The sequence below is a fragment of the Streptomyces soli genome, assembly GCF_003999195.1.
Classification (GTDB): domain Bacteria; phylum Actinomycetota; class Actinomycetes; order Streptomycetales; family Streptomycetaceae; genus Actinacidiphila; species Actinacidiphila soli.
In genome coordinates, this window is record NZ_RJVR01000212.1 from 1 (window position 1) to 11,370 (window position 11,370).

At 69.7% G+C, this 11,370-nt stretch carries 13 protein-coding genes; 7 read left to right on the forward strand and 6 right to left on the reverse strand.

The annotated features are described in order from the left end of the window. From EFK10_RS20195 to EFK10_RS20215, 5 genes are all read left to right on the forward strand, one after another. A complete protein-coding gene (locus EFK10_RS20195) occupies positions 1-168 on the forward strand; it encodes a BON domain-containing protein (RefSeq protein WP_265737534.1) in 168 nt (55 codons plus the stop codon). A 169-nt stretch (positions 169-337) separates the two neighbouring features. Then, on the forward strand, positions 338-568 hold the full coding sequence (locus EFK10_RS20200) for a hypothetical protein (protein ID WP_206305518.1): 231 nt from the start codon (positions 338-340) through the stop codon (positions 566-568). A 969-nt stretch (positions 569-1,537) separates the two neighbouring features. After that, positions 1,538-2,074 (forward strand): (2Fe-2S)-binding protein, encoded by a 537-nt coding sequence (locus tag EFK10_RS20205; protein WP_127357072.1) that lies wholly within the window; start codon positions 1,538-1,540, stop codon positions 2,072-2,074. Continuing rightward, on the forward strand, positions 2,071-4,365 hold the full coding sequence (locus EFK10_RS20210; RefSeq protein ID WP_127357073.1) for a xanthine dehydrogenase family protein molybdopterin-binding subunit: 2,295 nt from the start codon (positions 2,071-2,073) through the stop codon (positions 4,363-4,365). Before EFK10_RS20205 ends, EFK10_RS20210 begins: the two co-directional genes overlap by 4 nt. A 48-nt stretch (positions 4,366-4,413) precedes the next feature. Then, positions 4,414-5,544: an XdhC family protein gene (locus EFK10_RS20215; RefSeq protein WP_127357074.1), complete on the forward strand. Its 1,131-nt coding sequence runs from the start codon at positions 4,414-4,416 to the stop codon at positions 5,542-5,544. Positions 5,545-5,830: 286 nt separating this feature from the next. On the opposite strand, the gene EFK10_RS20220 is transcribed toward EFK10_RS20215, so the two are convergent. The 4 genes from EFK10_RS20220 to EFK10_RS52150 form a co-directional block, all read right to left on the reverse strand. Further along, positions 5,831-6,130, reverse strand: coding sequence for an SDR family NAD(P)-dependent oxidoreductase (locus EFK10_RS20220; RefSeq protein ID WP_240677344.1), 300 nt, complete (start codon positions 6,128-6,130; stop codon positions 5,831-5,833). Positions 6,131-6,235: 105 nt separating this feature from the next. Next, entirely contained in the window at positions 6,236-6,727 is a 492-nt protein-coding gene (locus EFK10_RS20225; protein WP_164836076.1) for a thiamine pyrophosphate-dependent enzyme, read from the reverse strand. After that, complete coding sequence (locus EFK10_RS20230; protein WP_127357077.1) at positions 6,724-7,494, reverse strand: hypothetical protein; 771 nt, start codon at positions 7,492-7,494, stop codon at positions 6,724-6,726. Before EFK10_RS20230 ends, EFK10_RS20225 begins: the two co-directional genes overlap by 4 nt. Before the next feature lie 89 nt (positions 7,495-7,583). Then, positions 7,584-8,036, reverse strand: a complete 453-nt coding sequence (locus EFK10_RS52150; protein WP_127357078.1) for a DNA cytosine methyltransferase — start codon at positions 8,034-8,036, stop codon at positions 7,584-7,586. Between the two features lie 66 nt (positions 8,037-8,102). Between EFK10_RS52150 and EFK10_RS52155 the strand changes: the two genes are divergently transcribed. Together EFK10_RS52155 and EFK10_RS20240 are read left to right on the forward strand one after the other, a co-directional pair. Further along, positions 8,103-8,237 (forward strand): hypothetical protein, encoded by a 135-nt coding sequence (locus tag EFK10_RS52155; RefSeq protein ID WP_265737533.1) that lies wholly within the window; start codon positions 8,103-8,105, stop codon positions 8,235-8,237. 166 nt (positions 8,238-8,403) lie between these two features. Continuing rightward, positions 8,404-9,036 carry a TetR/AcrR family transcriptional regulator gene (locus EFK10_RS20240; RefSeq protein ID WP_127357079.1) on the forward strand — a complete coding sequence of 211 codons (633 nt, stop codon included), beginning with the start codon at positions 8,404-8,406 and terminating at the stop codon, positions 9,034-9,036. Between the two features lie 376 nt (positions 9,037-9,412). On the opposite strand, the gene EFK10_RS20245 is transcribed toward EFK10_RS20240, so the two are convergent. Continuing rightward, positions 9,413-10,417 (reverse strand): zinc-binding dehydrogenase, encoded by a 1,005-nt coding sequence (locus tag EFK10_RS20245; RefSeq protein ID WP_127357080.1) that lies wholly within the window; start codon positions 10,415-10,417, stop codon positions 9,413-9,415. Positions 10,418-10,462: 45 nt separating this feature from the next. Further along, positions 10,463-11,080, reverse strand: coding sequence for an NADPH-dependent F420 reductase (locus EFK10_RS20250; RefSeq protein ID WP_127357081.1), 618 nt, complete (start codon positions 11,078-11,080; stop codon positions 10,463-10,465). Between the last annotated feature and the right edge of the window lie 290 nt (positions 11,081-11,370).

Below are 11,370 nucleotides of genomic sequence, written 5' to 3' on the forward strand. Positions count from 1 at the left end.
CTGGACGAGGGCACCGTCGCGGTCGAGGTCCGGGACGGGGCTGTCACCCTGCGGGGTCACGTCCCGGAACCGCGTCTCGTCCCGGTGGTGGTGGGCCTCTGCCAGGGCGTCGACGGTGTCGTCGCTGTGGACGCCCACCTCGCCGCCGCCGCCGCCCGGGCGGGCTAGGGCTTCTCTCTTGGATCATCATGCGGACGCGGCTGCGGATGCCCCTCTGCCGTACGTTCCGACTGGAGCCTCGTTCCGGCCCGACGGTACGGACAGCTGCGAGGCCCTGCGTACGGTTGTGCTCAGGGGGCTTGGTGTGAGGGCCGCACGGAAGACAGGCGGAACCTGGATGACGGACATCACCACAGCCGAGTGGTGGGAGCTGCTGCCGGCTGGCATCCGCCAACAGGTCGACGGGTACGTCCTCCAGGACGCACGCCTTCCGGCGGTCCGTCTCGTCTTCGAAGCTGGCCGCGCCCGGGGTCTGGGTCTCAGCGATGCCCAAATGGTTGTCCACGACCGATACATCCAGCACGGCGACAGGATTGTCCGCACCCCCCGACAGCCCGCTCGACTGTGAGGTCTTCGAGGCAGCGTCAGCTCACCAGGTCAGTTGCGTGGGCGTCTCGCAGAGGGTGAGCATTGCGGCAGCGGCTTGTTCGGCTTCTTGTGGTGATCGTCGTCCGAGTCCGCACGATGTGGCGTTGTCGACTTGCCGGCCGAAGGTCTGCTCCACGAAGCGGAGGACGGTGAGCTGGTCCTCACGGGACTGGCGTTCGTGGGCGATGCCTGCGATGAGTGGTGTGTCGGGCCAGGCCCGTAGCTGTCATAGCGGCGTGTAGTAGCCGGGAAGGACGGGCTGGTGGCTCCTGCGCGGCGGCGAGTGGCAGGTGGAGGTATTCCAGCGTGCGGCCGGCCGGCCACTGGCGGAACATCGCGTTCGCCAGTTGAGTGACCGGGCCCGCGTCGTGCGGGTGGCCTGCTGCCCTGTGTCCGAGGTCACCGAGGCACAGGTGCACCCCGAATCGCGTGCCGAGTGGCGCCTTGGCGTCCTGGCGGGTGACCAGACGGGCCAGGACCGCTCTGCCGGACCTGGCACAAGTCGTGGCATTGCGCTCACGGCCACCAGCGCCGCCGGGGATTCGAGCTGGAACACCACGGCGTCTCCCGCCGTGTCGTGCACCGTTCGGATCGCGCCCGCGGCGGAGCGCGTCTGGCATGTGCGAGCGGTGCGGGCGGGACGGTGCGCGGGCCGCGCGGGGGGACCGGTGCCTGCCGGCCACCAGCGTGGGACCGGTCGAGGTGGAGCGGATCGCCTACCGCGCGCCCCCGGAGCGACGACCTGCACGTCGCCGACGCGATCCTGTCCCTGCCCGCGCAGTGGCCACGGAGGCCGGTGCCCACGCCAGTGGGAGGGCGGATGTGGTGCCGCTGACGTCTCTCCAAAAAAGGTGCCGGACTGTTGAACATTTAACCGCCGGCGTCCGTACTTCCCCCTTGGCGTCGCCGACGCCTCAGAGAGATCGCATAGCGGCAGAAGAGGTGTGATATGCCCACACGAACCGTACGGTTGAACGGGAAGACAGTGCAGGCCGATTACGAGTCGGCCGGATCGGACAGTTCGCCCAGTTCCGAGCAGTTGCTGTACTGGCTGAGGAATCGTCAGGGCCAGCACGGCCCCCGGTTCGGTTGCGGTATCGCCCAGTGCGGCGCCTGCACCGTACTGCTCGACGGAGCGGCCACCAGGTCCTGCGTCCGCCAGATGCACACAGTGCCCGACCAGGCGGACATCCGTACTCTCGACGGCTTGACCGACGGGGCGGAACCGCACCCGTTGCAGCGTGCGTTCGTCAGTCTCCAGGCAGCTCAGTGCGGGTTCTGCGTCAACGGCATGGTCATGGGCTCTCTGGGATGGCTGGAAAGCCGGATCGCGGCGGGGAACCAGGCGGTGCCGACCGAGCAGGAGATCAAGGACTTCCTGTCCGGCGCGGCACCGGACAACACCCGCAACTACCTCTGCCGGTGCGGCACCCACACCCGCATCGTCGCCGCTATCCGCACCGCAGCGAAGGAGATGCTCGGATGACCACCGCTCTGACACCCTCGCGCCGCCAGTTCCTCACGGGAGCGGCCGCCATCGCCGTTGCCTTCTCCGTTGGCACGGGCGTCGCCGAAGCCGACGCCGGAGACGGCCTCGTCCGCATCGACGACACAGCCGGGGAGGCGGACCAGTCCTGGCTCGTCCTGACCGAGGACGCCATCACCGTCTACAGCGGCAAGGTCGAGCTCGGCACCGGCGTCCAGACCTCTCTCACTCAGATCGTCGTTGAGGAGCTGCGCCTGCGGGTCGGTGATGTGCGCTACGTCCAGGGCGACACACTCCTCAGCGTCAGCCAGGGCGGCACGACCGGCTCGAAGAGCATCCAGAACGGCGGCGTCCAACTGCGCCAGGCCGCCGCCACGGCCTACGGCGAACTCCGGCGTCGCGCCGCGGCAGCCCTCCACGTCGACGCGGACAAACTCAGCGCCGCCGACGGGGTCTTCCGCGCGAAAGGCCGCACCGTCAGCTACGCGGCCCTGCTGAGGACCGGCAGCAGCGTACTGCCGCTCGACGCGGCAGAGCCCGTCCTGGCACCGCGCGACTACAAGGTGGTCGGCACCAGCCAGCCCCGGGTCGACCTGCCCGGCAAGCTCGATGCCACCTTCGCCTTCCTGCACGACATCGTTCCGGCCGGAACGCTGCACGGCCGCGTCGTACGGCCTCCGGGCCGCAACTCGCGCAACCCCGTGATCGGAAACCTCGACCGCGCGCAGGCCGTCGAAGGCTTCGTGGACGTCGTCCAGCACGACCGGTTCATCGGTGTCGTCGCCGCCACCGAATGGGCCGCCGCCCGTGCGGCCGCTCCCGACACCGGCATCACCGTCACCTGGAGCGACGGCCCGGCGCTGATCCCCCAGGCGGACCTGCCCACCGCACTGCGCGACCCGGCGAACCACTACGCCACGGTGGTCGAGATCGACGACGGCGTCGATCCGCTGTTCGCCCAGGCCGACACCGTACTGGCCGCCCAGTACTTCACGCCCTTCCAGATGCACGCCACCATGGGCGCGTCCACCGCCGTGGCCGATGTCCGCTCCCAGCCCGACCCGGTCACCGGCATCCAGGCGACCATCTGGTCGGGCACCCAGAACGTCACCGCGCTGCGGGGCGCCATCGCCGGACTGCTCGGACTGAAGCCCGCCGCCGTCCGTGTCATCTACGAGGAGTCGTCCGGCTGTTACGGCCACGACGGCGTGGACGACTGCGCCGCCGACGCGGCGCTGCTCTCCCAGGCCGTCGGCGCGCCGGTACGCGTTCAGTGGAGACGCCAGGACGAACACGGCTGGGAGCCCTACGGCGGGGCACAGGCCCACGACATGAAGGGCGTGCTGGGCAAGCACGGCATCACGGCCTGGTCCCACCTCATCTACGCGCCCACGGCCAACAGCCGCCCCTCGGCGGGGAACCCGGGCACGCTGCTGGCCGGTGCCCTGAAAGGCCTGCTGCCGGACCCGCTGCCCGCCAGCTCCGTCGACACCTCCGGCCGTAACGCCCCCATCACGTACGACATCCCCCAGCATGTCGAGGCACGGCTGATCAAGAGCTTCGAGACCACCGGACCGGCGTCGGCGGCACCCGTGGCTCCCCTCACCTACCGCATCCCCCGCACCACCGCCCTGCGTTCGCTGGGCGGCTTCTCCAACAGCTTCGCCAACGAGTCCTTCTTCGACGAACTCGCCCACGCCGGCGGCCACGATCCGCTCCGGCTGCGCATCAGTTCGCTGCCCGATCCGCGAGCAGTCAAGGTCTGCACGGCACTGCTCCAGGTCTGGGACCACCGCCCGCGGGGCGGCGACGGCGTCGGTGCGGGGGTGGCGTTCCATCAGTACGAGGTGGTCAACGCCTATGTTGCGAGCTACGCCGAGGTCCACATCGACGCGACAACCGGCAAGGTCCAAGTCGACAGGGTGGTCGTCGCCCATGACTGCGGTCTCGTCATCAACCCCGACGGCCTGCGCAACCAGATCGAGGGCAACGTCGTGCAGGGGATCAGCCGCACCCTCAAGGAAGAGGTCCAGTACACCGGCGACGGCATCACCTCCCTGGTCTGGCAGTCGGGTACACCGGGGGCGTTCTACGACGTGATCCGCTTCAACGAGGTCCCCCGCATCGAGACCATCCTCGTCGACCGCCCCGACCAGCCGCCGCTGGGCGCGGGTGAACCCACGATCGGCACCATTGGCGGAGCCATCGCTAACGCGGTCTTCGCCGCCACCGGCATTCGCGTCCGGGAACTCCCCATCACCCCGGACAAGTTGCTGGGCGGGACATCGTGACCGCGCCCCGTCGTGTCCCGCCGATCCGACGGAGAAAGGCGCCGCGCCGTGCTGGACATCGCTGAGGAACTTCACCTGTGGTGCCTGCGGGGGGAGCCCTTCGCGGTCGCGACGGTGTCCGCGGTGGGCGGCAGTACGCCGCGCGGGCCGGGCGCGGCCCTGGCCGTGGACGCTACGGGCACAGCCGTGGGCAGCGTATCGGGAGGGTGCGTGGAGGGCGCCGTCTACGAACTGTGCAAGGAGGTGCTCGCCGGCGGCGGGCCGGTCGTCCAGCGTTTCGGCTTCTCCCCCGACGACGTCTTCGATGTCGGCCTGACCTGCGGCGGAACGGTCGAGGTACTGATCGAACGGATCGTTCCCGCCGACCGGCCGGAGGTCACCGCGTTCCTGGCCGCGGCGGCGCAACACGAACGGGTGGCGTTGGTCCGTCCCGTCGCGGAATCGGCCACTGCGCCGGGCCGCGCCCTGTTGCTGCGTCCTGGCGGACCGGACCGAGGGGGCATCGGCCCGGTGGCCTTCGACCGGACTGTCAGCGACCGGGCCCGCGAACTCCTGGACGCCGGGACCACAGGTTCGGTGACGGTGTCCCAGGCGGGCACCCCAGTGAGACTGCTGGTGGAGTCCAGCGTGCCCGCACCCCGCATGCTGCTCTTCGGGGCCGTCGACGTCGCTTCGGCACTCGCCGAACTGGGGTCGGTCCTGGAGTACCGGGTGACGGTGTGCGACGCGCGTCCGGTCTTCGCCACACCGGCGCGCTTCCCGGCAGCCGCCGAGGTGGTGGTGGACTGGCCGCACCGATATCTCGCGACGGCCGACGTCGACGCCCGTACCGTGATCTGCGTCCTGACCCATGACCCGAAATTCGACGTACCGCTGCTGGAGTGCGCCCTGCGTCTGCCGGTCGCATACGTCGGCGCCATGGGATCACGCCGAACCCACGACGACCGTCTGAAACGGCTGCGCGCAGCAGGGCTGGATGACATTCAACTGGCGCGGCTGCGCAGCCCGCTCGGCCTCGACCTCGGGGCCCGCAGCCCGCAGGAGACCGCATTGTCCATAGCGGCGGAGATCGTCTCCGCCCGTCACGGAGGCAGCGGCATCCCGCTCACCCGGACCAGCGGGGCGATCCACCATCCGGATGCCGTTCACGAGCTCACATTGCCGGTTCCGGCAGTGTGATCCTGTGGGACTCCTCGACACCTGGACCGGCCCTTGCCCGACGCCGCCTGGGTAGCCTGGACGCCCCGCTCGCGCTGACGGTGGTGGCCTGCCCGTCGGCGGCCGTGGCAAGCTCCAGGTGCGCGGCCAGTTGAGTCCAGGCTGATGGCCACCGGAGATCCAGGTGACGGCCTGTCGTTCCTGATCGCTTCCTTATCTGAAGGAGACCCCTTCGTCCGGTTTGCTGATGTTTCCACGCATGAGCGAACCGGTCGAAGAGGTCCTGTGACGAAGTCTGACAGAGAGATCATGGAAATCTTTGAGGCGTAAGCCGCCGGGCCGTGTTCACCACTGTTTCGGCCGAGGCGGGGTCGCCGTTGTCCGCGACCACGCCCACCGCGTGGGCGTCGCCCCGCAGGCTGTGGTCGGCGTCCGCCACGGAGGAGCTGCGCCCGGTGACGACGACCTTCGCTCCTTCGTCGGTCAGCACCTGTGCGGCGGCCCGCCCCAGTCCGCGGCTCCCTCCGGTCACCAGGCAGACGCGGTCACGCAATCCGAGATCCGCTGCACTGCTCCGATCGTCGATGGTGAAGAAGGATGCGTTCACCGGCATCCCCACCGGGCCCGCCGCCCGGCCCGGCAGCGACGGACGGGGCGGCGGGACACTCGCCGGCCGTCGCTGCCGGGTTGGGCGGGCTCAAGTCAGGCGGGCTCAGTTCAGGCGGGGGGCGACCTTCTTGACCTTGTTCGTCCGGACGTTGATGAGGGTCGGGCGTTCCCGGTCGTCGACTCCGGCGCGGAGCATCTCGGCGACTTGGTCGGTGTCGGTGGCTTCGTGAGTGTCGATGCCGTAACTCGCGGCGGTGGCTTCGATGTTCAGCCCGGGCAGGTCCAGTCCGGGGACGCCGGTGGCGCTCTCGATGTCGGCGAACTGCTTGAGGACGCCGTATTCCTCGTTGGAGGAGACGACGATCGTCAGCGGGATCTTGTAGCGGGCCGCGGTCCACAGGGACGTGATCGCATAGTGCATCGACCCGTCGCCCATGAGGGCGATCACCGGGCGGTCCGGGGCGCCGAGTTGGGCGCCGACAGCGGCGGGCAGCCCGAATCCGAGGCCCGCGCCGACAGCGGACATGTGGGAGAGGGCGGCGCCGGGCCGTACGTATTCCGTGATCGGGACCTCGTTGGAACCGGCTTCGCTCACGAACAGGGCGTCCGCCGGGGCGGCGTGGCCGACGGCCGTCCACAGGTCCGCGGCCGCATCGGGGCTTCGGCCCGTTCCGGACGCGGTACGTCGGGCCGGGCCTTGGGGGCCGTGCGCGACCATTCGGAGATCTCGCCCAGCAGGGCCTCCACCGCGGCCCCGACGTCCGCCACGTAGGCGTCGCCGACGGGTGCGCGAGCGGCTTCGTCCGGGTCGCTCGTGATGTGGATGAGGGATGTGCCCTCGGGCAGATACGGGCCGGGGATGTAGGGGTAGTAGCGGAAGGCCGGGCCGCCCAGGACCACGACGAGGTCGTGGCCCTTAAGCTCTTCCGAGGTCCAGCCGGCGCCGGGCGGGAGCAGGCCCTGGTACAGGGGGTGGTTCTCCGGGAACCCGGACAGGCCCGGGAGCGGTGCCGTGAACACGGCGGCCTTGCTGCGCTCGGCCAGCTTCACGAACTGGTCCCAGGCTCCGGCGTGCTCCAGGTCGCCGTGGACGACGAAGGCGGGCGCCTTCGCGGCGGAGAGCCGGCCGGCGATCTTCTTCGCCAGGTCCTTGCGGAACCCTCCGGCGTGGGTGACCTCGCGGTCCCGGATCACCTCGATCTCCGCGACCTTGGCGTCGTTGAGTTCGTAGGCCATGTCGTCCATCGGCAGGGAGACGAAGACCAGTCCGGTGGGCGGGGACATCGCGACGTGGATGGCGCGGGCGAGGACCGCGGGTACCTCGCTCGCGATGGCCGGCGCATGGCGGTGGTACTCCTTCACGGGGGGCGGCCGTACGGATCGGCGGCTGCCGGGGTGGTGGGTTGGTCGCTGGTCCCGGGGTTGCCGCCCCGGGACCAGCGGAAGGGGTGTCAGGCCAGGCAGGGCAGCAGCCGCTCGCCCAGCCAGCGGGCCGCGTTGACGTTGACGGCTTTGCCGGCGTGGAGGATCTGCTCGGTGTGGTTGCCGTGCACGATGTAGTCGCCCGGGAAGCGCTGGAGGGTCATCAGTTCGCCGGGGTGCAGCATGCGGATGGTGCAGTCGTCCACGGTCGGCGCGGGGCGGACCAGGGAGTGGTGCTGCTTGGTGGCGACCGCGGTCGGCGGCTCGCTGGTGGTGCGGGGAGGGCCTTTGCGGCCGCCTGGGATGATCAGGGCGTGGTGACGGCCCTTGGCCGCCAGGGCAGGGACCGGCCCGATGGCCGGTAGGCGTCTGACCGGATACGCCGCGTCTTCAACCCCCCCGCTGGATGCCGCACGCCCGCTTCCACACCGCGTCTGCGGCTGTGACCGACATGTCGGCCGGGAACCCGCGCCGAGCGCCAACTCGCGCTGAAGATCGCGGCGCTGTACCCGATCCTCACCTTTGGGCCCTTTTTCGTCGCGGTGGCGGTGCCGGGAACCGCGGCCGAGGACGAGCCCGGGGAGGTACCGCGCGTCGCCGGAGTACCGGTGAACCTCGTGGTGGCCGGCGTGCTGTCGGGCCTGTCGGCGCTGGGGTACGCCCTGGCCCAGGTCAAGGACTGACTGTCAGGAAGCCGGTGTCGACAACGATCAGGACCGCGCGTCCTGATCGCCGAAGTACTCGACGACATACTCACGCACACTCCGCGCAGTGCGGCGCTGACTGCGTTGAAGTCGAGCAGGTCGCCGACGGCGATCTCGGCTGTTATACGCGGCGTACAGTTGTCCCATGGCCCGGCCTCGACAGTTCGACGAAGAAGAGGTTGTGCGGGCTGCCCGCGACCAGTTCTGGTCTGTGGGCTACAACGGCACCTCCATGGACGACCTGAGCGCCGTAACAGGCCTGGGCCGAGGAAGCTTGTATGGGGCTTTCGGGGACAAGCACGCGCTGTTCCTGCGGGCTCTCGACAGCTACAACAGCGACGCTCTGGGAGCCTGGCGCACAGCTCTGGGCGGCCCCGACCCGGCCCTGCCGAAGCTGGAGCGGCATGTACGTAACATCGCCGAAGGCATCACCTGGGACGTGGAGCGACGTGGCTGCATGATGGCCAAGAGCGCAGCGGAACTGTCATCCGTCGACGAGGGCGTTGCCGAGCGAATCGCCGCAGTCATCAGCGGGCTGCACAGCGTGCTGCGGGGCTGCATCGCGCAGGCCCAAGCCGAAGGCTCGCTGGACGCTGATGCGGACGCGGACAGCCTCGCCAGCCTCCTACTTGCCGTGCTCCGGGGGCTTGAGGCCCTGGGCAAGGCGGGAGCCACTCCGGGGGTCGTCAACGGGGCTGCGGAGCAGGCCTTGGCGCTCCTTCCCCGCGTTTCGAGGGACGAGCACGCGCCGGGTACCCCGTCCTCGGCTGGGGTCTGATCGCTTGGTGCCACCAGGCGGCAGTCGCCAGCGCGAAGTCGGCCTGGTGTCACAGCAAGGGCACATGAGTGAAGCGCCATGCCGGTGCCCGATCCCGGGGTATCGCGTGTATGCGGGATACGCGATGGGGGAGTGCTGTTCCTTGGTGCCAGCTGCCCTCGCCTCGGCGGCCCGCTTGGCCAGCGCGGTGAACTCCTCCACACCGAACGCTGTGCCTGCCGGGCCCCAGCCGCCTTCGGCAGCCTATGCCGTGCCCCGCTGACAACGGCTCTGGTGGCCCTGATGCCGCACGACGTGTGAGGCGTCAGGGCATCAAGCGCCTGGCTGTTGCCGGCACCTTGCTGGCTGCCGCCACGACTTCCGACAGTAACGGCGGCTACCGGGGGCGGACGAGGACGGCGCCGACCTTGCCGGGCCGTACCGCGTGCTCCACGGCGTTGGCCAGCTCGCCAAGGCCGTACGTAGCGGCCACGTCGAACTGGTCCTTGAGCGCCAGCGCGATCTGCTTCGCGGTGGCGACGTCGGATGCCCGCCTCTCGGCGGAGGCCTCGGACAGCCACCGGCCGATGTTCTTGCCCCGCAGCGTCAGCGACTTGCTCAGCAGCGTCGACGCATGCAACGAGATCGGCTCCTCGGCGATCAGCCCGTAACTGACCAGCTTCCCGCCCGGCGTCAACAGGTCCAGAAGGCTCTCCGCCAGCTTCCCGCCGATCGGGTCGAAGGCCACACTTACCGGACGGCCGCCTGCTGCTTTGCGGACCTCATCCGCCCAGTCCGGATGCTCTGTCGCCACGACCGGCACCTCCGGGAACCGCTTGCGCAGCTCCACGGCACCGCGCTCGCCGCGGACGACGTTGACGAGCGCCAGGTTGTGGAACTGGGACACGCCCGTCACCAGCCGCCCGACCGACGAGCCCGCAGCGGTCTGCACCAGAAAACCGTCGTATCCGAAGGCCAGGTGCTCCTGCGCCTCACGGCGCAGCATCACCGTGGTGAGCGGGTTCACCAGCATCTGCGCGGCGACCTCGTCCGAAAGCTCGTCCGGTACGGCGACGACCACCTCGGCATCCGCCACGAGCCACTGGGACCACGCCCCTGGGTAAGGGAAGACCGTTACGCGGCCGCCGACCTCGACACCCGGCGCCACACGCGTTTCCGGGCCGATCGCCTCCACCACGCCGGTGGCCTCCACGCCGGCCGGAACCGGCTTTGCAGCCGTCTCTGGGTGGGCCTCGATGGCCTGGAGATCACCAGGGTGCACCGGGAAGGCCGTGGTGCGGATGAGGACCTGGCCGTGCTCGGGCGCCGGCTCAGGCTCCTCGATGACGGTCAGGACGTCGGCGGGCAACCCGCCACGGGTGTAGACGACACGACGGTTCATGATTCTCCTTCCGCGAGCGTTCATATGTGGGGCTTGGCCGGGGCGTCAGCCGACGTCCTGCAGCAGCAGGTGCTTTGCGCTGAGTGCACCGTCCAGTTGCATCAGCCGCCCGCCCTCCCGCAGACCGCCAAGGTCCAGGGCGGCGAATCCGAATTCGTCCAGCAAGCCGGCCACGGCAGCCTTCGCGTCGGCGTCGTCGCCCGCATAGAAGGCCACCAGCCGTCCTTCCGCATGCCGGGGATCCGCGGCGATGAACGGGCCGTACAGGGTATTGAGAGCCTTTACGACCTGGGCGCCGGGAAGATGGCTGGCCACCCACTCGCTGCCCGTGAGGTCACCGACGTCGTACCGGCCCCGCCAGGGGTTGGCCGCCGCGAACTGATTCGTCGTGTCGACGACGATCTTCCCGGCCCAAGTGGTGAGGCCTGTCAGTTCCGGCACGGCGAAGAACGGCACCGAGAGGAAGACGAGCTCCGGCTTCGCCGCCTCCTCGGCCGTTACCGCGCGGGCCTTTGGCCCCAGCCTGCCCGCGAGGGCTTTGAGAGTCTTTGGGCCCCGGCTGTTGCCGATGAGTACCTCATGGCCGTGGCGGACGGCCTTGTCGGCGACCGCCTGTCCCACCTCTCCTGCGCCGAGTACGCCAATGGTGCCGTGTGTGCTCATGGTGCTCTTCCTTGATCGTGTGCAGAGGCCGCGCGGGCTGCCCGGCAATGGCTCGTGCAGCCGACCCGGCGGTGTGTTCAGCCTGCACAGACCCGCACATGGAACCGTGCGCCTCCGCGCGTCAAGTGATCCACGGCCACCCGCCGAGCCCTCGCTGCCGGCGGGAGTCTTCGGCATTCCCGTTCTTAGCTTAGCTTGATCTTTAACCTCGTTCGCGGTGGGCTTCGAGGGATTCCGCGCGTTTCACGGTCTTACCAACGTCGTGGTGGGGCGCTGACCTGCGGTTCTTT